Raw genomic sequence first — 23,731 nt, forward strand, 5'->3', positions numbered from 1 at the left:
CGGTCACCCCCTCGCTGGCTCGTGGTCGCCCTTCCAGGCGGGTGGGGTGCCGCCGCCGAACGGGCGGCCGCCAAGGACCTCCCGGCCGTGCGGGGTGGTCCAGCCGGACAGGTCCGGCCCGGCGGGCACGATCCCGCTGGGATTGATGTTGTCGTGCACCACGTAGTAGTGCCGCTTGATGTGGTCGAAGTCGACGGTGTCGCCGAAGCCCGGCGTCTGGAACAGGTCGCGCGTGTAGGCCCACAGCACCGGCATCTCGGTGAGCTTGAGCAGGTTGCACTTGAAGTGGCCGTGGTAGACCGCGTCGAAGCGGACCAGGGTGACGAACAGCCGGATGTCGGCCTCGGTGATCGTGTCGCCGACCAGGTAGCGGCGGTTCGCCAGCCGCTGGGACAGCTCGTCGAGCCGGTCGAACAGGCGGGTGAAGCGCCGGTCGTAGGCGGACTGGTCGCGGGTGAAGCCGATGGCGTAGACGCCGTTGTTGATGTCGCGGAAGACCACCTCGTTGACCGCGTCGATCTCGTCGCGCAGGTGCTCGGGGTACAGCTCGGGAGCGCCTTCGCGGTGGTAGGCCGTCCATTCGGTGGACAGGTCGAGGGTGATCTGCGGGTAATCGTTGGAAACCAGCTTGCCGCTGGGCACGTCGACCAGCGCGGGCACGCTCACGCCGCCGTCGTATTCGGGCTCGGCGGCGTGGTAGGCCTCGGCAAGGAAGCGGATGCCGAGCACCGGGTCGCGGCCGTCCGGGTCGAGGGTGAACCGCCAGCTGCGCTCGTCCTGGATCGGGTCCACCACGGCCATCGAGATGGCGTCTTCGAGGCCGAGCAGCCGCCGCACGATGATCGCGCGGCTGGCCCACGGGCACGCGCGGCTGACCACCAGCCGGTACCGCCCCGGCTCCACCGGCCACGGCGACGACCCGTCGGCCAGTGCCCGCCCCCGGAAGTGGTTCGGGGCCCGCTTGAACTCCTCTGCCATGGGCCCACCCTAACTCGGTCCCGCTCCCCTCGGTCCGGGCCGCTAGTGGATCGAGGCCGGTGTGGCGCGGTGGCCCTCTTCTTGGTGGTCCGCGCCTTGTTCTTCGGCGCCTCCGCCTTGTCCGGGGTCTTCGCCGGCTTGTGGCTGGCCGTCGGTGACGGCCCCGGCGACGGTGACGGCGTCGGCGAGGGCTTCAGCGCGGGCTTGGGCTTGGTCAGCCGCGAGTGGCTCCGCCGACGCCGCCACCGGCTCGGCAGCCGCGGCCAGCACCGGCTGAGCAACCACGGCAGCCACTGGCTGCGCGGCAGCCGCGATCGCCGGGGTGGCGAGGGAGCCGATCGGCTCGGTCGGGTCGCCGAGCAGGTCCGGAGGCAGGGCCAGCGGGAGGCCCGGTCACGCACCGGCGCCAGCCGGTCCGGCGGGACCGGCACCGGCACCGGCACCGGGGCGGGGGCCGGCTCACCGGGCGACTCACCCGGCAGCAGCTCACCCGGCTCGTCCGGCAGCAGTTCCTCCGAAGGCAGCTCCCCCGGGAGGTAGCCCTGGTCGGCCAGGTAGTCGTCGAGCAGGGCATTGAACTCGTCCGGCAGGGCGGTTCCGGCGGCCAGCGCGGGCGGGCGGTCGTCCTGCGCCGGTGCGGTGATCGTGGCCGGCGCCGCCGCAGCCGGGTCAGCTGAGGTCGTGGCATCGTTGCCCTTTCCGCGTCGCGGCCCGTCGGCCGCACTGCGAACCAACCCTCCGCACCCGGCCCACCAGGGAAAACGGTGTTCGGGACAGATCGGGACAGCGCTCGGGCGTTCCGGTGGGCGGAAGGGCCGCCTCCCCACCGGGGCGCGGTGGGCGGATGATCGGCGCCGTGGCACTACTCGACGAAGCGAAATGGCAGGGCCGGGTCTTCACCGGCGGCTGGGACACCACCGGCGCCGACGGCCCGGTGATCGAACCGGCGACGGGCGCCGAACTCGGCAGGCACGGGCTGGCCGATCCGGCGGTGATCGCCCGGTCCGCCGAACGGGCCGCGCGGGCGCAGCGGGACTGGGCGGCCCGGCCGTTCCAGGAGCGGGCCGCGGTGCTGCGGCGCGCCGGGCAGTTGTGGGAGGAGCACGCCGGCGAACTGCGTGGCTGGCTGGTCCGCGAAGCGGGCAGCGTGCCCGGCAAGGCCGACTTCGAACTGCACGTCGCGGCGCAGGAATGCTACGAAGCCGCGGCGCTGCCCTCCCGCCCGCTCGGCGAGCTGCTGCCCAGCGAGGCGCCGCGGACCAGCATGGTGCGCCGCGTGCCCGCGGGGGTGGTCGGCGTCATCGCGCCGTTCAACGCCCCGCTGATCCTGTCCATCCGCTCGGTCGCGCCCGCGCTGGCGCTCGGCAACGCCGTCGTGCTCAAGCCCGACCCCCGCACGGCGGTGTGCGGCGGGTTCGCGCTCGCGGCGGTCTTCGAGGAAGCCGGGCTGCCCGCGGGCGTGCTGCACGTGCTGCCCGGCGACGCCGCCGCCGGGGCCGCGCTGGTCGAGGACCCGCACGTCCGGGTCATCTCGTTCACCGGCTCGACCGGCGCCGGGCGCGCGGTCGGTGAACTGGCCGGGCGCCACCTCAAGCGCGCCCACCTCGAACTCGGCGGCAACTCCGCGCTGCTGGTGCTCGCCGACGCCGACCTCGACCACTGCATCAGCGCCGCGGCCTGGGGTTCCTTCTTCCACCAGGGCCAGATCTGCATGACCACCGGCCGTCACCTGGTGCACGAGTCGATCTACGACGAGTACGTGGCACGCCTGGCCGAGAAGGCGGACGGCCTGCCGGTGGGCGATCCGGCGATCGAGCAGGTGGCGCTGGGCCCGATCATCGACGGCGGGCAGCGCGACAAGATCCACCGGCTGGTCCAGGCCAGTGTGCACAGCGGCGCCCGGCTGGCCGCCGGTGGCACCTACGAGGAGCTGTTCTACCGGCCGACGGTGCTCGCCGACGCCGGGCCGTCGGTGCCCGCCTACGCGCAGGAGGTGTTCGGCCCGGTCGCGCCGGTCGCCCGGTTCGGCAGCGACGACGAGGCCGTGGCACTGGCCGCCGCCAGCGAATACGGCCTGTCGCTGGGCATCGTCACCCCGGACGTGGCGAAGGGGCTGGCGCTGGCCGACCGCATCCCGACCGGGATCGCGCACATCAACGACCAGACGGTCAACGACGAGGCGCACGCCCCGTTCGGCGGGGTGCTCGCCTCCGGCACCGGCTCCCGGTTCGGCGGCGCGGCGGCCAACATCGAGGCGTTCACCGAGACCCGCTGGGTCACCCTGCGCGGGGACGTGGCGGGGTATCCCTTCTGAGCGCCGCCGAGAGCGCACCGGCGGCGGCCTGGACCGCGGTTCCGCAGCGGTCCAGGTCCAGCCGCCGGGTGTGCCCGGTGACCGACACCGCGGCGACCACCTCGCCCCGCGTGCCGTGCACCGGCGCGGCGACCGCGGTGACGCCCGGCTCGGCTTCCTCCAGGTTGATCGCGAGCCCGCGTTCCCTGGTGCGCTCCAGGTCCTTGTGCAGCAGGCCGGGCAGCACGATGGTGCGCGGGGTCAGCCGCGCCAGGCCGGCGTCGACCGCGCGCCGGAGCCGCTCGCGCCCGCCCCAGGCGAGGAACACCTTGCCGGTGGCGGTGCAGTGCGCGGGCATCCGGCCGCCCACCCTGGACCGGATCACCATCGACTCGCTGCCGGACAGCTTCTCCACGAACAGCGTGCACACGTCGTCGGGCACGGCGAGGTGCACGTTCTCCCGGCTGGACCGCTGCAGCCCTTCGAGGAAGGGCAGGGCGGTTTCACGCAGCACCCGGTAGCGCGGCACCAGCTGGCCGAGGCGGAACAGCTTCGCCGCCAGCCGGTACCCGCCGCGGCCGGTGCGTTCGAGCGCACCCCAGTCGACCAGCTCGCCGAGCAGGCGGTGGGCGGTCGGCTTGGGCAGGCCGCTGCGGGCCGCCAGCTCGCCGAGGCTCAGCTCGGGTTCACCCGGGGTGAACGCGTCGAGCAGGGACAGGCCACGCGCCAGCACCGACTTCGGTGCCGGTGCGGATTCGCTGCTCATCCGGGTGATGCTGCTCGGTACCGCCCACCCGGGCAAGCGATCGTTCCATTCAGCGGGACGACTGGACGGGCGGCAGGTGCACGCTGAGCACCGCCGACCGCCCGCCGCCGACCGCCGCCAGCGCTTCGGCCAGCGCCGTCTTCAGCTCGTCGGGCTGCCGGACGGTGCGGCCCCAGGCACCACCGGCGGCGGTGGCGATGCCGGGCAGGTCGGCCTCCGGCTCGAAGCTGACGTTGAAGTCGTCGCGTTCGGCGGCCACACCCCCGGGGTGCACGCCGAGGGTGGACAGCTTCGGCGACTTCCAGCCGCGGTTGTCCAGCACGACGGTCAGCGTGGGCGTGCCGTAGCGCCGGGCCACCCACTGCGCCGACGACGGCACGCCGAACAGGTAACTGCCGTCCCCGACCACCGAGACCACCGTGCGGTCCGGTTCGGCCAGCTTCGCCCCGATCGCCGCGCCCGCGTGCCAGCCGAGCGAGCCGCCGCCCGAGCCGATCAGCGAACCCGGCCGGGTGCGCCGCAGGTGCCTGCCGACCGCCTGGTAGCTGGAGATGGCCTCGGTGAGCACCAGGGTGTCCTCGTCGATCGCGTCCCGCAGGCAGGCCAGCAGGTATTCGGGGGTGATCACCTCGCCGTCCGGCCGCTCCAGCGCGGCGTACTCGGCGGTGCGGCGGTGGTGTTCGGCGGTGACGCGCGCCAGCCGGCCGGGGTCCGGGCGGTGCTCGATCCGTTCGAGGAGCTGGGTGAGCGCGGTGCGCGGATCGGCGCGCGCGAAGAGTTCCGCGGGTACCGACCACAGCGGCATCTGCTCCTTGAGCGGGTCGACGTCGACGACGAAGAGGCGCGCGCCCGCCCGCGGCCGGTTGCTGACCGGGATCCACGGCACGTCGCTGCCCAGCACCAGCACCACGTCGGCGGCGGTGAGCACCGGGTCGGGTTCGGTGGTGTTCCACTGGAAGCCCAGGTGCAGCGGGTGGTCGGCGGGGAAGTTCAGCCGCATCGGCACCGATTCGAGCACCGGCATCGCCAGCCGTTCGCACAGCTCCACCAGCACCGGCACGGCCTCGGGGTCCCGGCCGAGGTAGGAGGTGACCACGAGCGGGTTCTCCGCCCGGCGCAGGGCGTCGGCGAGCTGGCCGGCGGTGCCCGGCGCCAGCGCGGCCGGGGCGATCGGCACCACGTGCGGCGGGGCCTGGTCCGGCACCTCCGCCTCCATCACCTCCCGCGCGCCGACCAGGTAGACCGGCCCGGCGGGCTCGCTGTGCGCGATCTGCAGCGCGCGCCCGACCAGGGCCTTGACGTTGTGCCCGGTGCGGATCTCGTTGTCGTACTTGGTGTACCCGCGCACGATGCCGCGCTGGTCGTGCACGTCCTGGATCCACTGGATGAACTCGTTGCGGCTGCCGGTCAGCTCCCCTTCCTGGGTGAACGGCGAGGCACCGGCGAACAGCAGCACCGGCACCCGGCCCTTGGCCGCGTTGTGCAGCATGCCGCCGATGTTCTGGGTGCCGCAGTCCACGTGCACCAGCACCGCCTGAGCCCGCCCGGTGACCTGCGCGTAGCCCTGGGCGGCGGAGAACGCGACGCTCTCGTGCGGGCAGATGACCAGTTCGGGCAGGGTGTCCGCCCGGCCTTCGGCCCTGGCTCGCGCGTACGCCTCGACGATGCCGGGGTGGTCGCTGCCGAGGTTGGCGAAGACGTACTCGACGCCGCCTTCGCGCAGGGCTTCCAGGAACGCCCGGCTGGTCGTGGTCGTCATGTGCGCACCTCCGGTCGCCGCCTGCCGGGGAAGGCCCGTGCGGTCAGTTCGTCGTACGGCGTGCCGCGCGCGGCGGCGTTGTTCCTCCCGGCGAGGCTGCCCAGCCAGGCGGCCAGGAATCCGGCGGGCACCGAGACCAGCGCCGGGACCGAGAGCGGGAACAGGTGGTCCTCCCCCAGCACGTCGGGGCCGAGCAGCACCAGCCCGACCGAGACCAGCAGCCCGCCGAGCAGGCCGCAGGTGGCGCCGACGCGGTTGAACCCGCGCCAGTAGATGGTCAGCAGCAGCACCGGCATGGTGGTGCTGGCGGCGATCGCGAACGCCACGGTGCCGAGGAAGGCGACGTTCATCGTGCGCGCGCCCAGTGCCAGCACGATGGCCACCGCCGGCACCGCGAGCCCGGCGAGCCTGCCGACCAGCAGCTGCTGCCGGGCGGTGACGTCGCCGCGTTTGAGCACGGTGCTGTAGAGGTCGTGCGCCACCGCGCCGGAGGAGGCGATGGCCAGCCCGGCGAGCACCGCGAGAATGGTCGCCATCACCACGCCGACCACGACGGCGAACACCAGTTCACCGCCGACCACCTCCGCCAGCCGGGGCGCGGCCAGGTTGCCCGCCTTGTTGTCGGCGATGATCCGGTCCCGCCCGACCTCGTTGAGCGCGGCGTAACCGAACACCGGCAGGGCGAGGAAGAACAGGGCGAAGATCCACATCGCCACCTGCGCGGACCGGCGGGCGGCCTTCGCGTCGCGAACGGTCAGGAAGCGCACCATCACGTGCGGCAGGCCCATGATGCCCAAGGCCATGGCCAGGTTCATCGAGACGTTGTCGAAGGCCGTGGCGGTGTCGTCGTGACGCGGCAGGATGACCGCGTCGCCGTGCGTTTCGCGGGCTTCGGACAACGCGCCGAGCGGGTTGCCGCCCGTCCGCACCGCGATCAGCACCAGCAGGCCGAGCACCGTGGCGATCAGCAGGATCGCCTTGAACACCTGGATGTAGGTGGTGCCGACCATGCCGCCGAGCACGGTGTAGAGCGTCATCAGCAGCCCGATCACCACCACCGCCAGCGGGAAGTCGAGCCCGAGCAGCAGTTGCGCCAGCACCCCCGCGCCGACGAACTGGATCACCATGTAGACCACGCTCAGCACCAGCGAGGCACCGGCCAGCACGGCCCGCAGCAGGCGCCCGTCGAACCGCGCCGCCACCGCGTCGGCCAGGGTGAACCGGCCGAGGTTGCGCAGCGGTTCGGCGATCACCAGCAGCACCAGCAGGTAGGCGATCGGAATGCCGAGCGCGAGGTAGAACCCGTTGAACCCGGTCAGCGCGACCGCGCCGGTGATGCCGAGGAACGACGCGGCCGAGAGCTGGTCACCGGCCAGCGCCAGGCCGTTCTGCCAGCCGCCGACCCGGCGGCCGGCGATGTAGTGGTCGTCGGTGCTCTTGTTGCGCCGGGCCGCGTAACTGGTCAGGCCGAGGGTGACCGCGACGATCGCGGCCACCACGAGCACCGCGGACCCGTTCACCGGTCCTCCCAGCGGTCGGCCCACCGGCCGTAGAGCCAGGCCAGGCCGAGCGGGAACACGATGGCGAACGCGCCGGCCGCGTAACCGGCGCCGATCGGGCCGAACCAGCCGTCGAAGAGCGGGGTGAACGAGGTCAGCACCGGGATGGTGAGGAAGACCGCGAGCGCGCTCGAGCCGCCGATCAAGGCGATCCTCTTGCGCACGGTGAACTCGGTTCGCGGCATGGCCACCCTCCTCCGGAGACCGGCCGATGATCACGCCGGGGAGCTCACCGCGGCAACCACGGCGTTCCGTTCCCCGGAACCGGTGTTCAGGTGGTGAACAGCCAGAGGTGCACCACCGGGTGCTCCGGTGCGCTGCGGTCGACCAGGACCTCCCTGGTCACCTTCGCCGGGCGCGCCCGCCCGGCGGGCAGCACGTCCTGCGCGGAAGCGATTTCGGTGCCGGAGTCCGGGTCGAAGCCCGGCACCGGCGGCAGGAACACCCGGCGGCCGGGCTCGAGTGGCGTGGTGAACCCGGACCCGGTGAGCAGACTGTCCACTGTGTCCGGTTCGACCGCGACGGTGAGCGCGTAGAGCTGGTCGATGCCGCGTTCGTCGCGCACCCCGAGCACCTCGGCGCCGGGCGGCAGCACGATGCCGCCGAAGTCCAGTGCGGCGGTGGGCGTGCTCATGGTTCCTCCTGGGACGGGCACGGGTTAGCGGCGGACGTCCAGGCGGGTGCCGTCGCGGTTGTCGGGGCTCTGCGGCAGCACCACCTGGGAGCCCGCGCCCGGCACCGTACCGGAGTAGTGCCGCGGGTCGGTGGAGCCGGAGATGTTGTACTCCTGCGCCAGCCCGGAGCGGTGCAGTTCGGCCAGTGACGCGTCGGTGACCGTCATCGGGCCGATCTGGGTGGCCTTGCCGCCGTCCCAGTTGTAGCGGTCGAACACGTGCGCGTGGTAGTCCATCTCGATGGTCGGGGCGCCGCCGGGCACCGCGGGCGGGTGCACGGTGGCCACGCCGGTGACCGAGTACTGGATGCCGCCCATGGCGTAGTACCAGTTCTTGCTCTCCGCCGGGCCGAGGTAGTGCCCGTGCCAGCCGGAGTCGAAGGGCACCGGGGTGCCGTAGTTGCCGGTGCGGGCGGCTTCGGCGGCGAGCTGGCGCATCTGCTCGGTGACCGTCCGGTCGACCACCCCGCGGAACGAGGGCACGTCGCGGCTGATCTGGTCGGCGTCCACGGTGACCGGGGTGCCGGTGTTGTCCAGGAAGTGCTTGAGGTGGCTGCTGGCGTTGGTCCAGCCGATGCCGTCGGCCACGTCGGCACCGGCGTACGCGGCCTGCCAGGTGGCCTGGTCGGCCAGGGACGGCTGCTGCGAGGCGTGCGGCCCGGCACCGGGATCGGTGGGCGGCTGCGGTGGCGGGCCGGGCAGCTGCGTGCCGCTGCCGCCCTGGGTGCCGCCGGTGTCCGGGCCGCCGCCGTAACCGCGGGCGGTGGCGTCGTCGGCGGCGGTGTAGCCGTCCGCGGCGAGCCGGACGTACTCGCTGAGCTGGCCGATCAGCTCGGTGAACCGGCTGAGCGCACCGGTCAGCTGCTGCTGCAGCGAGGCGCTGGCGCTGCCGACCGGGCTGCCGATGGCGGCGAAGGAGGCGATGTCGATGCCCAGCGAGCCGAGGTCACGGGCCGAGGAGACCGCCGTCGCGTTGAGGTCCTCCATCGACCGGACCACCGATCTCGCGGCCTCCGGCTCCACCCGGAACGCACCCGTCATCACGCCTCCTCGCTCGGGAACTCCCCGCCGACGAGCTTTCCCGGGTGGTTCCCCACGCCACACGGCCGAATTACCCACCGGCGAGCGGGCATTCCGGCCGATACCGCCATGCGGCTGCTCCCCGGCCGGACCGGTGACGCGGTGCCCGGGCGGCGGGGAGGCCGGTCGTGCGGTGCACTCGTCCGCCACTGCCCGCCGTGCTCGCAGCCCTGGCCGTGCTGCTGACCGCCGCCCGTGACGAGGAGGTGCGCGGCCCCGGCTCACCGCCGAGCGCCGAACCGGGTCCCGGCGGTGCTCGCCGCCGTGCTGCACCGCCGCTGCCTCCGGACCGCCGCGCGCGCCGGGCACCCGGTGTTCCGTGCCGCGCTGACCGCCGCTTTCCTCGCCGGTTCCGCGCTGCTCGCGCTGGCCGTGGCGGGCACCCTCACTCAGCTCGTCACCGGGGTGGCCACGCAGCCGGCCGCGCGCCCGCCGGTGACGCCCCACGGCGTGGAACGGCTGGGCATCGCCGGACCCGGGTGGTCGCCGACCCGATCACCCAGCCCGGAAGGACGACCACCTGCTGATCCCGGCGCGGTGGCAGAAGTGGCGGGACAGCGTCCACGTCGTCCCGGCCGGTGACGTGCGCCTCGACAGCACAGGCCGATAACCCCGCCGCCGGCGCGCGGCGGGCGCACTACGCTCGCCGCATGGCCACCTGGGGGCGGGCCCCGCGCTGCTGATCGCCGCGGGAACACTGGTGCTGCACGGAGCTGCGCGACGGCGTACGGCTACCACCGCGACGAACTGTACTTCCTGGCCGAGTCGGCCCGGCTCGACTGGGCCTTCGCCAGCGAGCCGCCGTTCACCCCGCTGCTGGCGCGGGTGTCCACCACGCTGTTCGGTGATTCGCTGCTGGGCCTGCGGTTGTGGCCCGCGCTCGCCGGGGCCGCCGTGGTGCTGATCGGCACGCTGATCACCCGCGACCTCGGCGGTGGCGGGCGGGCGCAGGTGATCGCCGGGCTGGCGGCGGGCACCGCCACGGTTTCGCTGTCGATGTTCCACCTGTTCGGTCCCAGCGCCTTCGACCAGCTCGCCTGGGCCGGGTGCCTGTGGCTGCTGCTGCGGCTGGTGCGCGGGGCCGATCCCCGGTGGTGGCTGGGCTTCGGCCTGCTCGCCGGGCTCGGGTTCCAGAACAAGCAGACACTGGCGCTGCTCGGCCTCGCGCTGCCGGTGGCGCTGCTGCTGACCCCGGCCCAGCGGCGGCACGCGGCCACGCCGTGGCCGTGGCTCGGCGCGCTGCTCGCGCTGGCGATCGCCGCACCGGTGCTGGCCTGGCAGGCCGCGCACGACTGGCCGATGCTCGCGGTCTCGGCTTCCATCCGCGAGGACGAAGGCGGCCTGGCGGGCGCGGCGCTGTTCCTGCCGATGCAGTTCGTCACGATGAACCCGCTGCTGGCGCCGGTGTGGCTGGCCGGGCTGTGGTGGCTGTTCCGCACGGCGGAGTTCCGCCTGTTCGGCTGGCTGCACGTGGTGCTGCTGGTGCTGGTGGTGGCCGTCGGCGGGAAGCACTACTACCTGGCGCCGATGTACGTGGTGCTCTTCGCCGCGGGCGGGGTGGCGGCCGAGCGCTGGTCGCGGCGGCGGGCGGCGGTTCCGGTCGCGGTCGGCCTGGCCGGGCTGCTCGCCCTGCCGATGGCGCTGCCGATCCTGCCCGTGGCAGCACACCGTGACCTGCCCATCACCGGCCTGAACCCGGTGCTCGCCGAAACCATCGGCTGGCCGGAGTTCGTCCGGCAGGTGGCGGCCGTGCGGGACACGCTGCCGCCCGGGACCCCGGCGGTGGTGCTGACCGCCAACTACGGCCAGGCCGGTGCGGTCGAACGGCTCGGCGGCGAGCACCGGCTGGGGCAGCCGGTCAGCGGGCACAACAACTACTGGCTCTGGGGCCCGCCCGCCGACGAGTCCGCCACGGTCATCGCCGTCGGCTTCGACGACGGCCGGGCACTGCGGGAGCGCTTCGCCTCGGTGACCCCGGCGGGCACCATCGACCACGGATTCGGGGTGGCGAACGAGGAACAGGGCAGTCCACTGTGGATCTGCCGGGCCCCGGTCCGGCCGTGGGCGCAGCTGTGGCCGGAGTTCCGGCACTACGAAGCATGAGGTTTTTCGTCTTGACTTCGGTTGCCCGAAGCCTAGAGTCGGTTTTTTCGGGACGACGAGGGGGTTGCCCGTGCACGTGCGTAGCCGACGCCGCTCGATCCGCTTCGACGGCAGGAACGTGATCATCAGCATCGCCATCAAGGATTCGTGGAACTTCCCCGGGGACCAGCGGAACCGCTTCCCGGTCAGCAAGATCACCGGGATCGAGCACCAGCCGCCGACCACCTGGCGCCCGGGGCGGGTGGAGTTCCGCGTGGCGGGCGGCACCAGCGAGGTCGTGAAGAACGTGCCGATGTTCGCCGACAAGCTCAGCCCCTACACCTTCCAGTACTCCGCCGGTCACGCCAAGGAGGTCGCCGAGCTCGTCGACGCGATCAAGCGGGCCAGCGGAAAATAACGGGACACGCGGTGCGGTGCGTCCTACCCTTCGCCGGGTGGACGCACTGCTCAACGTCGTGGACGTGGAGGCGACCTGCTGGCCGGGGCGGCCGCCTGCCGGGCAGGTCGGCGAGATCATCGAGATCGGCCTCACCGTGGTCGACCCCGGCCGGCGCGAACGCGTGGCCAAGCACCGGATCCTGGTGCGACCGCAACGGTCCGCGGTCAGCGGGTTCTGCACCGAGCTGACCGGGCTGACCCAGGACGAAGTGGACGGCGGGGTGCCCTTCACCGAAGCGTGCCGCCAGCTGGCCACCGAGCACGAAGCGGGCGGGCGGCCGTGGGCCAGCTGGGGTGACTACGACCGCAAGCAGTTCGCCCGCCAGTGCGGTCCGGCCGGATATCCCTTCGGAGACCGCCACACCAACGCGAAAGCCGTCTTCGCCGCGGCACACGGCCTGCGGGCCCGGCCGGGGATGGCGCGGGCGCTGGAGTTCGCCGGGCTGCCCCTTGAAGGCAGGCACCATCGCGGCGAGGATGACGCGTGGAACATCGCGGCGCTCGTCCTGCACCTCGCCGGCCGGGGCGACTGGCCCGCCTGAAGAACTGGGGAGAACACCTTGCCGGAAACCACGCTGCTCGCCTGGACCCTCGTCGCCTTCCTCGGGGTGATCACCCCGGGGATCGACACGCTGCTGGTGCTGCGCCACACCCTGCTCGGCGGGCGGCGGGCCGGGTTGCGCGCGATCGCCGGCATCGCGCTCGGCTGCCTGGTGTGGGCCACGGCTTCCCTGGCCGGGCTCACCGCCCTGCTCGCCGCTTCGGAACTGGCGTACCAGGTGGTGCGCATCGCCGGTGCCGCCTACCTGATCTGGCTCGGCGCGTCGGCGCTGTGGAAGACGTTGCCGCGCAACCGGAAACCAGCCGAACCGGTGGACGCCGGAGCGGGCGCGAGCCGGGCGCTGCGGGCCGGGCTGCTGACCAACCTGCTCAACCCGAAGGTCGGCGTGTTCTACGTCAGCCTGCTCCCCCAGTTCCTGCCCACCGGCCCCGGTGCCACCGCCTGGGGTGCCCTGCTGGTGGCCATCCACCTGGTGGTCACCCTGGCCTGGTACCCGCTGCTGGTCTGGAGCGCGGCGAGGGCCCGGCGGCTGCTGCTCCGCGACCGGGTGCGCCGCGTGCTGGACCGGCTGACCGCCACCGTGCTGATCGGGCTGGGCGTCAAACTGGCGACCGAGTCGCGGTAGCGGGTTGCACCTTCTCCCATCCGACCGCGGGCGACTTCCACGACGGCGCCTGCGACCTGCGGCGGTTCCAGGTCATCGACACCGGTGACCAGCTGGTGCTGCGGACGGGCCTGCGCGACCTGACACCGGCCTTCGGCTCCCCGCTCGGCGCGCAGCTGCTCACGGTGTACGCGCACGACCCGGCCGCCGCGGACGCCGCCACCGCACCATTTCCGAGCCGCAACTATTCGGTCGCCGAAGAGGACGCCTGGAGCAGGCGGATCGAGGTGCAGGGCTTCGCCGATCCGTCCTCCGTCGGAGCCGACGGGGTTTCCCCCGGGGCCGCGTTCGGCGCGCCCGGCCCCGGCTGGAAGTTCGCCGTCGTCCTCAGTGGACAGGACGGCAACAGCCCGGACCAGGCGCGCCCGTTCACCACGGCCGCCGGGCCCTGCACCTTCGGCCTGTGCGCCGCGGGGGTGGCGGGCCCGGTGCGCCGCCGATCCGGCCGCGGCACCCAAGGTGCTGGACACGCTCAACCCGGCGGGCACCGAGCAGGGGGTGCTGCTCGACTTCACCCGCGGCCCGGTGCGGCTCCGCGGCGTGCCGGTGGGGTGAGCGCGCGGGTCAGCAGTAGAGGTTGCCGCCCGGGTCGACGCCGAGCACGCCGGCGAAGTTCTGGTACGCGGTGACCCGGCTCTGCACCTGGCCGGGGTTCTTGCCGTCGCACTCCAGCGCGCCGTTGATGCTGCGGATGGTCTCGCCGAAACCGCGGCCGCCGACCATCGCGTCGTGCGGGGTCATCGTGCCGGGGCCGCTCTGGGTGTTCCAGTACCAGAGGCCGGTCCGCCAGGCCACGGCCGCGTCGTTCTGCACCAGGTACGGGTTGCCGAGCAGGTCGATGCCCAGCGCGTCCCCCGCCGCCTTGTAGTTGAAGTTCCAGCTGAGCTGGACCGGGCCGCGGCCGTAGTAGGCGGCCTGCCCGGCGGGGCAGCCGTAGGGCTGGGTGGCGTCGCAGTAGTGCGGGTAGTTGTCCTGGTTCTGCTCCACGATGTGCACCAGGCCACCGGTCTCGTGGTTGACGTTGGCCAGGAAAGCGGCGGCTTCCTGCTTCTTCACCGTGTCGCTGCCGGTGTTGGCGAAGCCGGGGTAGGAGCTCATCGCCGCGGTCAGCCCGCTGTAGGTGTAGAAGGGGTTCCGGTTCGGGAACATCTGGTTGAACTGGGCTTCGCTGACCACGAACGCCGCCGCGCTGACGTCGTCCGGCGGGCCCGCCGAGGCGGCCGGTGGCAGCACCACCGCCAGTGCTCCGGCAACCAGCGACGCCGCGAGCAGGCCGAGTTTGCGGCCGAGGGACCGGCTTCGAGTCGACATAGTGCCTCCATGCCAGGTGGGGACCTGCGGTCGCGGGCCGTCCGCGCACGGACACCGTCCGCGACCTTCCGTGCCCACCGACGGTGGACTAGACCAATGTCCCCGTCAAGGCGGCCGGTGCACCTTGTCCGGTTTTGTCAGAAGATTCCCAACCATGCGGAGATGGTTAACCAACACAGCTGAGCCGCCGCCCGTGTCCCCGGGGCGGAGTCACCGATCCCGGTGACCGGCCCCCACCCGGCGGAACACCTGATCGATTCGGTGGAAAGGAACTGGCAATTTCCCCGGTGCCGGGTGTTCAACGGTTTTGAACACCGCGTTTCCGGTTATCCCCGGAAGCGCCCGTAGCGGAAGGGGAGTCAGCCATGCCAGCCGGTGACCGAAGAACCAGGACCCCGCTGAAGGTGGTCTACCTCGGCGATTCCGCGGCCATGCGCGAACTGGCCGCCTGGGCGGGCCGCCACGGCGTGCTCGCCGCGGACGAGGTGGGTGAGGGTGTCGTCTGCGGCGTGGTCGACCAGGACCGCCTGCACACCGAAGACCCGCTGCTGCACCAGCTGCGGGCCAGGCACCTGCCGTGCCTGACCGTCTCGCGGGGCTGGTGCTTCCTCGCCTCGGCGATCGGCCAGGGCGTGCGCCCGGTCGCCTGAGCCGGAAAAGTCCTCTGTGGACGGGTGGCCGGTCGCCTGGGCTCGGGGCGCGGGTGACGACGGCGGGCGGGCGTTCGCCGAGATCGCCTGCGACGAATCCGGCTCGGAGGGCGAGAAGCTCATCGGCGGCGAGACCGACGTGTTCGCGCACGCCGGGGTGCGGCTGACCACCGGGGCGGCCGCGGACTGCCTCGGGGAGGTCCGCGAGCGCATCCGCTCCCCCGCCCTCGAACACAAGGCGAACCACCTGCTGCGGGCCAAGCACCGCCCGGTGCTGGAATGGCTGCTCGGCACCACCGGGCCGATCCACGGCGTGGCCGCGGTGCACCTGACCGACAAGGCGTTCTACCTCACCGGCCTGCTGGCCGACCTGCTCGGCCACGACCACGCCACGCTGCACGGCGACGGGCCGGCCACCTTCGGCGCCACCGGGTGGACGCGCGTGCTCGGCGCGTTCAACGACCTGCTCCGCACCGGCAACCGGCGGCCCGCCTCCACCGGCTCCCTGGCCGTCCTCGTCTCCGGCACCCCGCTCGCGGAGCCGCTGCGCCGCGCCGACCTGGCCGCCTGGCGGCCCGGTGTGCTGCTCGACCCGCTGCTGCCCGCGCTGGCCGAGACCGTGCGCGGGTTCAGCCACGGCGCGGGGGTTTCGGTGGTCCACGACGAGCAGCCTTCGCTGACCGGCGCGCGGATCGCCCAGGTGCGCCGCCTGCTCGGCGGCATCCCGCTGCGCCTGCGGTTCGCCGACTCGCGTGCCGACCCCCGGGTGCAGGTCGCCGACTTCCTCGCCGGGGTGGCCAGGAAGATCGCGTCCGACGAGTTGCGCGGCCGCGGGGACCCGGAACTGGCCGCGTTGCTCCGGCCGTTCGCCGCGCCTTCCTCCTCCTGGTGGAACGGAGTGCGCCGAGCACCGGGACGTGACCTGGCCGTGGGAGGATGACGCGGTGACTTCCGATCCGATGGCCGCCGACGGCGGGGCGGCCCTGAGCGTGCGCACCGAGCGGCTGGGCACCACGGTGGTCCTGGTGCTGGCGGGGGAGGTCGACCTGCTCACCGCGCCCCGGCTCCGCGAAGCGGGCACCGAGGCGCTGCGGGAGCGGCCCGAGCGCCTGGTGGTGGACCTCACCGACGTCGGATTCCTGGCTTCGGCCGGACTGGAAGCGCTGGTGGCCCTGCAGGAGGAAGCCGGGAGCACGCCGTTGCGCGTGGTCGCGGGCAGCTCGGCCACCCTCCGCCCGCTGGAGATCACCGGCCTGACCCAGGTGCTCGGCATCCACCCCAGCCGGGACGAAGCACTCGGCGACGGTTAACCCCCTTTTGGCCAGGGTATGCCTTTCACGCCGTACCCGTCGCGAGTCGAAGGGGGCACTGGCCCGTGTTCAGCCAGCCGGAAACCGAACTGCACGTCCGCGTTCCCGCGCGTGCCGAGCGCCTACCGGAGATCCGGCGCGAACTGGCCGCGTGGTGCCACCGGGTCGACCTCTCCGACGAGGACACCGAAGCCGTGGTCTGCGCCGCCTACGAGGCGATGGCCAACGTCGTCGACCACGCCTACGACGACGGCACCGGTCCGCTGGACCTCTACGCGGCGTGCCCCCCGGGGCGGGACGAAGCCACCGTGACGATCACCGACGACGGCTGCTGGCGCGCACCCCGTGACCCCCGGCTCACCGGGCGCGGGCGCGGCCTGACGATGATCCGCGCTTTCGCCTGTTCGGTGGAAATCCGCCCGTCCGACCACGGCACCACGGTGCAGATGAGCTGGCCCCGCCGCGCGAGCGGCTGACGAGCCGCGCCGAGCCCCCGCAACCGGCCCCGGCAGCGGTAAGTTGAACCGCGCCCGGGGCGGGCCGGATCGAAGCGGGGTTGGCATGGGTGAGGCGACGGTCGAGGAAACGCGGTCACCGGAGCGGGCCGAGCAGCCGGAGCTGCGGCAGTTGCTGGCCGGGCTGACCGCGGTCCGCGACGGGGATTTCGGGATCCGGCTGCCGGACGACGCGGACGGCCTGCTCGGGGAAATAGCCACCGTCTTCAACGGGATGGTGGACCAGCTCTCCCTGTTCACCTCCGAGGTGACCAGGGTGGCGCGGGAGGTGGGCACCGACGGGCGGCTCGGCGGCCAGGCACAGGTCCCCGGGGTGTCCGGCACCTGGGAGGACCTCACCGATTCGGTGAACGCGATGGCGGGCAACCTGACCACGCAGGTGCGGGACATCGCCCAGGTGGCGACCGCGGTGGCCAGCGGGGACCTGTCGCAGAAGATCGACGTGGCCGCGCGCGGGGAGATCCTGGAGCTGAAGGAAACCGTCAACACGATGGTCGACCAGCTCTCCTCGTTCGCCGACGAGGTCACCCGCGTGGCCCGCGAAGTGGGCAGCGAGGGCAGGCTCGGCGGGCAGGCGCAGGTGCCCGGGGTCGGCGGGGTGTGGCGCGACCTCACCGATTCGGTGAACTTCATGGCAGGCAACCTCACCGACCAGGTGCGCAACATCGCCCAGGTGACCACCGCGGTGGCGAAGGGCGATCTGTCGCAGAAGATCGACGTGGCCGCCCGCGGCGAAATACTCGAATTGAAGAACACCATCAACACGATGGTCGACCAGCTCTCCTCGTTCGCCGACGAGGTCACCAGGATGGCGCGGGAAGTGGGCACCGAGGGCATCCTCGGCGGCCAGGCCGACGTCAAGGGCGTTTCCGGGACCTGGCGCGACCTCACCGACTCGGTGAACTTCATGGCCGGGAACCTGACCGCGCAGGTGCGCTCGATCGCCCAGGTCGCCACCGCGGTGGCCAGCGGGGACCTGTCGCAGAAGATCACCGTCACCGCGCGCGGGGAAATCCTGGAGCTCAAGGAAACCATCAACACGATGGTCGACCAGCTCTCCGCCTTCGCCGTCGAAGTCACCCGCGTCGCCCGCGAAGTCGGCACCGAAGGCAGACTCGGCGGGCAGGCCGACGTCAAGGGCGTTTCCGGGACCTGGAAGGCGCTGACCGAGTCGGTGAACGTGATGGCGGACAACCTGACCGCGCAGGTGCGCTCCATCGCGCAGGTGACCACCGCGGTGGCCAAGGGCGATCTGTCGCAGAAGATCCGCGTCGACGCGCGCGGCGAGATCATGGAGCTCAAGGAAACCATCAACACGATGGTCGACCAGCTCTCCGCCTTCGCCGACGAGGTCACCCGCGTCGCCCGCGAAGTCGGCACCGAAGGCAACCTCGGCGGGCAGGCCACCGTGCGCGGGGTGTCGGGCACCTGGGAGGACCTGACCGACAACGTCAACGTGATGGCGTCGAACCTGACCGGCCAGGTGCGCTCGATCGCCCAGGTGGCCACCGCGGTGGCCAGGGGCGACCTGTCGCAGAAGATCACCGTGGAGGCCAAGGGCGAGGTCGCCGCGCTGGCCGGGGTGATCAACACGATGGTGGACACGCTCTCCGCCTTCGCCGGCGAGGTCACCCGCGTGGCCCGCGAGGTCGGCACCGAAGGCATGCTCGGCGGGCAGGCGCAGGTGCCGAACGTGGCGGGCACCTGGAAGGACCTCACCGACAACGTCAACTTCATGGCGAACAACCTGACCAACCAGGTGCGCAACATCGCCCAGGTGACCACCGCGGTGGCGCTGGGCGACCTGACCCGCAAGATCGACGTCGACGCCCGCGGGGAGATCCTGGAGCTCAAGACCACCATCAACACCATGGTCGACACGCTTTCGGCGTTCGCCGCCGAGGTGACCAGGGTGGCGCGCGAGGTGGGCAGCGAGGGCAGGCTCGGCGGGCAGGCCGAGGTCGAGGGCGTGTCCGGCACCTGGAAGCGGCTCACCGAGAACGTCAACGAACTGGCCGGGAACCTGACCCGGCAGGTGCGGGCCATCGCCGAGGTGACCAGCGCGGTCGCCGAGGGCGACCTGACCCGGTCGATCACCGTGGAGGCCTCCGGTGAGGTGGCCGAGCTCAAGGACAACATCAACTCGATGGTGGAGTCGCTGCGCGAGACCACCAAGGCCAACCAGGAACAGGACTGGCTCAAGTCGAACCTGGCCCGCATCTCCAGCCTGATGCAGGGCCGCCGCGACCTGGCCGTGGTGGCCGAGCTGATCATGGACGAGCTGGCCCCGCTGGTTTCGGCCCAGTACGGCGCCTTCTACCTGGCCGACGACTCCTCGGCCACCCCGGAGCTGCGGCTGATCGGCGCCTACGGGCACCCGGCCGCCGGGCAGGAGGTCCGCTTCCGGTTCGGCGAATCGCTGGTCGGCCAGGCCGCCCGCAGCCGGCGGACGATCGCGGTGGACGAGATGCCCGCCGGGTTCATCGCCATCTCCTCCGGCCTCGGCCAGACCACGCCGACGAACCTGATCGTGCTGCCGATCGTGGTCGAGGACCAGGTGCTCGGCGTGATCGAACTGGCCTCGGTGCACCGGTTCACCCCCACCCACCGCGACTTCCTCGACCAGCTGATGGAGACCGTCGGCGTCAACGTCAACACCATCGTGGCCAACGCGCGCACCGACGAGCTGCTGGTCGAATCGCAGCGCCTGGCCACCGAACTGCAGTCGCGGTCCGGTGAACTCCAGGTGCGCCAAGAGGAACTGCAGCGGTCCAACGCCGAACTGGAGGAGAAGGCGGCGCTGCTGGCCAGCCAGAACAGCGACATCGAGGCGAAGAACCTGGAGATCGAGCAGGCCAGGCAGGAACTGGAAACCCGCGCGCAGCAGCTGACCATCGCCTCGAAGTACAAGTCCGAGTTCCTCGCGAACATGAGCCACGAACTGCGGACCCCGCTGAACAGCCTGCTCATCCTGGCGCAGCTGCTGGCCCAGAACCCGACCCGCAACCTGACCTCGAAGCAGGTGGAGTACGCCGGCATCATCCACTCGGCCGGTTCGGACCTGCTGCAGCTGATCAACGACATCCTGGACCTGTCGAAGGTCGAGGCGGGCAAGATGGACATCCGCCCGGAGCGGGTGCCGCTGCGCCGCCTGCTCGACTACGCCGAGGCCACCTTCCGGCCGCTGACCACGCAGAAGGACCTGGAGTTCCGGGTGACCACCGCGCCGGGGGTGCCGGTCGACCTGCTCACCGACGACTCGCGGCTGCGCCAGGTGCTGCGCAACCTGCTGTCGAACGCGGTGAAGTTCACCGAGGCGGGCGGGGTCGAACTGCACATCGAACCGGTGTCACCGCCGGAGGTGCCCGCTTCGGTCAGCCACCACGGCGCGGCGATCGCGTTCCGGGTCACCGACACCGGCATCGGCATCCCCGAGCAGCAGCTGCAGTCCATCTTCGGCGCCTTCCAGCAGGCCGACGGCACCACCAGCCGCAAGTACGGCGGCACCGGGCTGGGCCTGTCGATCAGCCGGGAGATCGCCTTCCTGCTCGGCGGGGTGATCACCGTGGCCAGCAGGCCCGGCCACGGCAGCACGTTCACCCTGTACCTGCCGGTGGCCCGGCCGGACTTCGAGGACAGCTCCCCCGCCGCGGACCACCGGGCGCCCGCTCCCGAGCCCGCGCCGCAGGCGGCGGCCGGGCCACCGCAGCCGCGGCGGCTGCTGGTGATCGAGAAGTACCCGCGCGGGCTGCTGTCGCTGGTGGCCGAGAGCGTGATCGCCGATCTGACCGAGGTGCCGGAGCTGATCGAATCCCGCGGTGCGGTGGAGCTGGTGACCGCGGTGGGCGCCGAGGAGGCCGCCGCCGCGCTGGCCACCCAGGCGTTCCACTGCGTGGTGCTGGAACTGGACATGCCCGAGGAGGCCGGGTTGCGCTTCCTCGCCGCGATGGACGGCGATTCGGCGCTGCGCGCGGTGCCGGTGCTGGCCCACCACAACCGGCGGCTCGACGAGGAGGCCGAACGCGTGCTCCAGGCCAGGGCCGGGGTGCAGCCGCTGGAACTGCTCTCCAGCCTGGACGAGCTGCGGGAGCGGATCGCGCTGCACCTGACCGCCGAGCAGCCCGGCGACGTGGTGCCGCTGGTCCGCGCACCGGCCCCGGCCGAGTCACCGCGGGAACCGGACCGGCGCGTGGCCGGGCGGACGGTGCTGGTGGTCGACGACGACACCCGCAACGTCTACGCGCTGACCAGCATGCTGGAAACGCACGGCATGCGGGTGCTGCACGCGGAGAACGGGCGCCGCGGGGTGGAGACGCTGGTCGGGCACCCGGAGATCGACCTGGTGCTGATGGACGTGATGATGCCGGAGATGGACGGGTACGCGGCCACCGCGGCGATCCGGGCCATGCCCGAGCACCGCGAGCTGCCGATCATCGCGGTGACCGCCAAGGCGATGCCGGGTGACCAGGAGAAGAGCCTCGGCTCGGGGGCCAGCGACTACGTCACCAAACCGGTGGACTCGGCGCACCTGCTGGCCTGCATCCAGCGCTGGCTGGAGAACTAGGTGGTGGCCGGCGCCGAAGTGGAGACGGCGAACCTGCACCGGCTGGCCGCGACCGTGGAGCGGTTGCGGGGCGAGGTGCACCGGGCCAACGCCGAGGCCGAGGGCCGGGCGCTGATCGAGCTGGCCAAGGGCGTACTGGTGGAACGGCTCCACTGCGGACCGTCGGAGGCCGCGCACCAGCTGGCCGAGCTGGCCGCCCAGGCCGGGCTGCCGCAGCTGGAGCTGGCCGTCGACATCGTCAACCAGTCCGCGCGGGACCAGCTGGTCGACGCGGCGGGCAAGGCCGAGCCGGGGCGGCCGGCCGCGGTTCGCCTGCGCAGCGCGGAAAGCGGGGTGCTGGCGGCCACCGACGCACCGGCCGTGGCGGAGTCGCTGCTCGAGCACGCGCTGGCGCCGCTGGGGGCCACCGCGGTCGCCATCTGGGCCGCGGGCTCGGACGCCTCCCTGTCGCTGGCGGGGTTCGCCGGGCTGTCCGCGGAGGAGGCCGTGCGGTGGCGGTACGTGCCACCCGGCCTGGCCACCCCGGCGCGGCGCGCGCTGACCGAACGGCGGCTGGTCTGGCTGGAGCACCTGGCCCGCACCGGCCCGCCGTCGATCGCCCACCAGGAGTTCCCCGGTGCCAGGGTGACCGTGCCCGCCGACGCCGGCGGGCGCATCCTCGGGGTGCTGGAGATCTGCTGGCCGGCGCCGCTGGCGCACCAGCCACCGCAGATCGAGCGGCAGATCGAGGCGCTGGCCGAGCTGTGCGCCAGGGCGCTGGACACCCGCGGCACCGAGGCCGCGCCGCCACCCGAAACCGGCGTGAGCGCGCTGATCGCGGTGGCCGACGCGATCCTGGACCCGGCCCTGGTGCTGCTGCCCGAACTCGGCCCCGACGGCGGGCTCGCCGACTTCCGCATCCACCACACCAACGGCGCGTTCGCCGATCCGGCCGGGCGCCCGCGGCACGCCGTGGTCGGCGCGCCGCTGCTGGAGGTCTATCCGATGGTGGCCGGGAAGAGCGGGTTGTTCGACAAGGTCGAGCACGTGCACGCCACCGGGGAACCGTTCCGCGCCAAGGAAACCACGCTGACCACGCTGGTCGAGCAGGTGCCGGTGACGCTGACCGCGGGCATCAGCGTGACCCGCCACGGCGACGCGGTGCTGCTGATCTGGCGGGTGCAGGACGAGACCGCGCGGCTGGCCGGGTTGCTGCAGCACGCGCAGCGGCTCGGGCGGATCGGCGGGTTCGAGGAAAACGCGGTGACCGGCGAGATCGCCTGGAACACCGAGGTGTACGCGCTCTACGGGCTGCCCGTGACCGCGGAACCCATCGCCCTGCGGCGGCTGCCCGCCCACGCCGATCCGGACGACGCGACCTCGATCGGCCGGTTCCTGCGCACCCTGCTGCACCACCGGCGGCCCGCGTCCACCGCGTTCCGGCTGCAGCGGCCGGACGGCATCGCGCGGCACATCCGGGTGATCGCCGACCCGGTGCTGGACGCCGACGGGCAGTTGCTCACCGTGCGGGGGGCCTACCAGGACATCTCCGCGCAGCACTGGACCGAGGTGGCGCTGGCGGCCACGCGGGACCAGCTGGCGCACACCGAGCAGGAGTCGGCCGAGCGGAACCGGCTGGCGCTGCACCTGCAGCGCGCGATCATGCCGACCGCACCCGACCCGATCGACACCGCCGGGCTGAAGATCGCCGTGCACTACCGGCCCGCGGAGAACGACCAGCTCGTCGGCGGCGACTGGTACGACGCGGTGACCCTGCCGTCGAAGCAGATCCTGCTCTCGGTCGGCGACATCGCCGGGCACGGCATCGAAGCGGCGACGGGCATGGTGGTGCTGCGCAACGCCCTGCGCGGCCTCGCTGCCACCGGTGCCGGTCCGGCGCAGCTGCTGACCTGGCTGAACCTGGTGGCGCACCACCTGACCAAGCGGGTGATCGCCACCGCGGTGTGCGGCATCTACGACCCGGCGACGCGGGTGCTGCGGTGGGCGCGGGCCGGTCACCTGCCCCCGGTGCTGATCCGGGGCGGCCGGGCCGGCGGCCAGCCGATGATCGGCGGCATCCTGCTCGGTGCCACCTCCACCGCGGAGTACGAGGAGCAGAGCGTGCAGCTGGCCCCGTCCGACGTCCTGCTGCTCTACACCGACGGCCTCATCGAACGCCGGGGCCGCTCCATCGACGAGGCGATCGCCCAACTGCTCACCCTGGCCGAAGCCCCAGCGGTGTCGCTGGAGCAGCGCCTGGACCACCTGCTGACCCACAGCAACGCCGACACCGACGACGACACCTGCATCGTCGCCATCGAACTGGGCTGAGGCCCGGTTCGCGCCCCCGGCTGCCGCTCCCGCAGCGGCCAGGCCAGCGGCAGCTCTGGTGTCAAGCCGCGCCCCCCAGAGCCGATGCGGCTTCGAGTCGGCCCTCGGCCCCTCGCGCCAAGAGAAGGCAAGCGGCTTGATCCCCGCCGCCAAACTCACCAGGCGAACAAGAGCCCTCGAAAGCTCCGCGCCCCCT

At 72.6% G+C, this 23,731-nt stretch carries 21 protein-coding genes and 1 pseudogene; 14 read left to right on the forward strand and 8 right to left on the reverse strand.

The window, feature by feature from the left end; all coding sequences use genetic code 11:
- Nucleotides 1–3: 3 nt before the first annotated feature.
- A complete protein-coding gene (locus AC07EG_RS07445) occupies nucleotides 4–978 on the reverse strand; it encodes a glutathione S-transferase family protein (RefSeq protein ID WP_478252183.1) in 975 nt (324 codons plus the stop codon).
- A 69-nt stretch (nucleotides 979–1,047) separates the two neighbouring features.
- On the opposite strand from AC07EG_RS07445, the gene AC07EG_RS07450 reads away from it, so the two are divergent.
- Complete coding sequence (locus tag AC07EG_RS07450; RefSeq protein WP_478252184.1) at nucleotides 1,048–1,518, forward strand: hypothetical protein; 471 nt, start codon at nucleotides 1,048–1,050, stop codon at nucleotides 1,516–1,518.
- A 316-nt stretch (nucleotides 1,519–1,834) separates the two neighbouring features.
- On the forward strand, nucleotides 1,835–3,292 hold the full coding sequence (locus AC07EG_RS07455; protein ID WP_478252604.1) for a benzaldehyde dehydrogenase: 1,458 nt from the start codon (nucleotides 1,835–1,837) through the stop codon (nucleotides 3,290–3,292).
- Here the strand turns inward: AC07EG_RS07455 and AC07EG_RS07460 are convergent.
- From AC07EG_RS07460 to AC07EG_RS07485, 6 genes are all read right to left on the reverse strand, one after another.
- Nucleotides 3,255–4,037 carry an IclR family transcriptional regulator gene (locus tag AC07EG_RS07460; RefSeq protein ID WP_478252185.1) on the reverse strand — a complete coding sequence of 261 codons (783 nt, stop codon included), beginning with the start codon at nucleotides 4,035–4,037 and terminating at the stop codon, nucleotides 3,255–3,257. The two genes, AC07EG_RS07455 and AC07EG_RS07460, sit on opposite strands and share 38 nt — an antisense overlap.
- Before the next feature lie 49 nt (nucleotides 4,038–4,086).
- Entirely contained in the window at nucleotides 4,087–5,796 is a 1,710-nt protein-coding gene (locus AC07EG_RS07465; RefSeq protein WP_478252186.1) for a thiamine pyrophosphate-requiring protein, read from the reverse strand.
- Nucleotides 5,793–7,316 carry a solute symporter family protein gene (locus AC07EG_RS07470; RefSeq protein WP_478252187.1) on the reverse strand — a complete coding sequence of 508 codons (1,524 nt, stop codon included), beginning with the start codon at nucleotides 7,314–7,316 and terminating at the stop codon, nucleotides 5,793–5,795. The genes AC07EG_RS07465 and AC07EG_RS07470 overlap by 4 nt, the downstream gene beginning before the upstream one ends.
- Nucleotides 7,313–7,540, reverse strand: coding sequence for a hypothetical protein (locus AC07EG_RS07475; protein WP_478252188.1), 228 nt, complete (start codon nucleotides 7,538–7,540; stop codon nucleotides 7,313–7,315). Before AC07EG_RS07475 ends, AC07EG_RS07470 begins: the two co-directional genes overlap by 4 nt.
- Nucleotides 7,541–7,626: 86 nt before the next feature.
- Nucleotides 7,627–7,989, reverse strand: a complete 363-nt coding sequence (locus AC07EG_RS07480) for a hypothetical protein (RefSeq protein WP_478252189.1) — start codon at nucleotides 7,987–7,989, stop codon at nucleotides 7,627–7,629.
- A gap of 24 nt (nucleotides 7,990–8,013) precedes the next feature.
- A complete protein-coding gene (locus tag AC07EG_RS07485; RefSeq protein ID WP_478252190.1) occupies nucleotides 8,014–9,069 on the reverse strand; it encodes a hypothetical protein in 1,056 nt (351 codons plus the stop codon).
- Between the two features lie 291 nt (nucleotides 9,070–9,360).
- On the opposite strand from AC07EG_RS07485, the gene AC07EG_RS07490 reads away from it, so the two are divergent.
- The 6 genes and pseudogenes from AC07EG_RS07490 to AC07EG_RS07515 all read left to right on the forward strand — a co-directional run.
- Nucleotides 9,361–9,690, forward strand: coding sequence for a hypothetical protein (locus AC07EG_RS07490; RefSeq protein ID WP_478252191.1), 330 nt, complete (start codon nucleotides 9,361–9,363; stop codon nucleotides 9,688–9,690).
- 174 nt (nucleotides 9,691–9,864) lie between these two features.
- Nucleotides 9,865–11,211: a glycosyltransferase family 39 protein gene (locus AC07EG_RS07495; RefSeq protein WP_478252605.1), complete on the forward strand. Its 1,347-nt coding sequence runs from the start codon at nucleotides 9,865–9,867 to the stop codon at nucleotides 11,209–11,211.
- A 70-nt stretch (nucleotides 11,212–11,281) separates the two neighbouring features.
- Nucleotides 11,282–11,608 (forward strand): DUF4429 domain-containing protein, encoded by a 327-nt coding sequence (locus AC07EG_RS07500; protein ID WP_478252192.1) that lies wholly within the window; start codon nucleotides 11,282–11,284, stop codon nucleotides 11,606–11,608.
- Nucleotides 11,609–11,645: 37 nt separating this feature from the next.
- A complete protein-coding gene (locus AC07EG_RS07505; protein ID WP_478252193.1) occupies nucleotides 11,646–12,191 on the forward strand; it encodes a 3'-5' exonuclease in 546 nt (181 codons plus the stop codon).
- A gap of 18 nt (nucleotides 12,192–12,209) precedes the next feature.
- Nucleotides 12,210–12,836 (forward strand): LysE family translocator, encoded by a 627-nt coding sequence (locus tag AC07EG_RS07510; protein ID WP_478252194.1) that lies wholly within the window; start codon nucleotides 12,210–12,212, stop codon nucleotides 12,834–12,836.
- Nucleotides 12,837–12,892: 56 nt separating this feature from the next.
- Nucleotides 12,893–13,060: pseudogene (locus AC07EG_RS07515) on the forward strand (hypothetical protein); the annotation flags it as partial.
- A gap of 379 nt (nucleotides 13,061–13,439) precedes the next feature.
- On the opposite strand, the gene AC07EG_RS07520 reads toward AC07EG_RS07515, so the two are convergent.
- Nucleotides 13,440–14,186, reverse strand: a complete 747-nt coding sequence (locus AC07EG_RS07520) for a chitinase (protein WP_478252195.1) — start codon at nucleotides 14,184–14,186, stop codon at nucleotides 13,440–13,442.
- Between the two features lie 365 nt (nucleotides 14,187–14,551).
- Between AC07EG_RS07520 and AC07EG_RS07525 the strand changes: the two genes are divergently transcribed.
- The 6 genes from AC07EG_RS07525 to AC07EG_RS07550 all read left to right on the forward strand — a co-directional run bounded on the left by AC07EG_RS07525 (nucleotide 14,552) and on the right by AC07EG_RS07550 (nucleotide 23,535).
- Nucleotides 14,552–14,836 (forward strand): hypothetical protein, encoded by a 285-nt coding sequence (locus AC07EG_RS07525; RefSeq protein WP_478252196.1) that lies wholly within the window; start codon nucleotides 14,552–14,554, stop codon nucleotides 14,834–14,836.
- 16 nt (nucleotides 14,837–14,852) lie between these two features.
- A complete protein-coding gene (locus AC07EG_RS07530; protein WP_478252197.1) occupies nucleotides 14,853–15,776 on the forward strand; it encodes a DUF3800 domain-containing protein in 924 nt (307 codons plus the stop codon).
- 4 nt (nucleotides 15,777–15,780) lie between these two features.
- A complete protein-coding gene (locus AC07EG_RS07535; RefSeq protein ID WP_478252198.1) occupies nucleotides 15,781–16,146 on the forward strand; it encodes an STAS domain-containing protein in 366 nt (121 codons plus the stop codon).
- Nucleotides 16,147–16,211: 65 nt separating this feature from the next.
- Nucleotides 16,212–16,622 carry an ATP-binding protein gene (locus AC07EG_RS07540; protein ID WP_478252199.1) on the forward strand — a complete coding sequence of 137 codons (411 nt, stop codon included), beginning with the start codon at nucleotides 16,212–16,214 and terminating at the stop codon, nucleotides 16,620–16,622.
- A gap of 85 nt (nucleotides 16,623–16,707) precedes the next feature.
- Complete coding sequence (locus AC07EG_RS07545; protein ID WP_478252200.1) at nucleotides 16,708–21,225, forward strand: HAMP domain-containing protein; 4,518 nt, start codon at nucleotides 16,708–16,710, stop codon at nucleotides 21,223–21,225.
- Nucleotides 21,226–23,535, forward strand: a complete 2,310-nt coding sequence (locus tag AC07EG_RS07550; protein WP_478252201.1) for a SpoIIE family protein phosphatase — start codon at nucleotides 21,226–21,228, stop codon at nucleotides 23,533–23,535. It abuts the gene before it with no gap.
- The last annotated feature ends 196 nt before the right edge of the window (nucleotides 23,536–23,731 follow it).

Source organism: Amycolatopsis sp. NPDC045836 (genome assembly GCF_056431745.1).

What these genes read in the sequence shown, in the direction of transcription:
- AC07EG_RS07445 (WP_478252183.1), bottom strand. Translation starts at nt 978, where the DNA reads ATGGCAGAGGAGTTCAAGCGGGCCCCGAACCACTTCCGGGGGCGGGCA.
- AC07EG_RS07460 (WP_478252185.1), bottom strand. Translation starts at nt 4,037, where the DNA reads ATGAGCAGCGAATCCGCACCGGCACCGAAGTCGGTGCTGGCGCGTGGC.
- AC07EG_RS07465 (WP_478252186.1), bottom strand. Translation starts at nt 5,796, where the DNA reads ATGACGACCACGACCAGCCGGGCGTTCCTGGAAGCCCTGCGCGAAGGC.
- AC07EG_RS07475 (WP_478252188.1), bottom strand. Translation starts at nt 7,540, where the DNA reads ATGCCGCGAACCGAGTTCACCGTGCGCAAGAGGATCGCCTTGATCGGC.
- AC07EG_RS07480 (WP_478252189.1), bottom strand. Translation starts at nt 7,989, where the DNA reads ATGAGCACGCCCACCGCCGCACTGGACTTCGGCGGCATCGTGCTGCCG.
- AC07EG_RS07485 (WP_478252190.1), bottom strand. Translation starts at nt 9,069, where the DNA reads ATGACGGGTGCGTTCCGGGTGGAGCCGGAGGCCGCGAGATCGGTGGTC.
- AC07EG_RS07520 (WP_478252195.1), bottom strand. Translation starts at nt 14,186, where the DNA reads ATGTCGACTCGAAGCCGGTCCCTCGGCCGCAAACTCGGCCTGCTCGCG.
- AC07EG_RS07525 (WP_478252196.1), top strand. Translation starts at nt 14,552, where the DNA reads ATGCCAGCCGGTGACCGAAGAACCAGGACCCCGCTGAAGGTGGTCTAC.
- AC07EG_RS07545 (WP_478252200.1), top strand. Translation starts at nt 16,708, where the DNA reads ATGGGTGAGGCGACGGTCGAGGAAACGCGGTCACCGGAGCGGGCCGAG.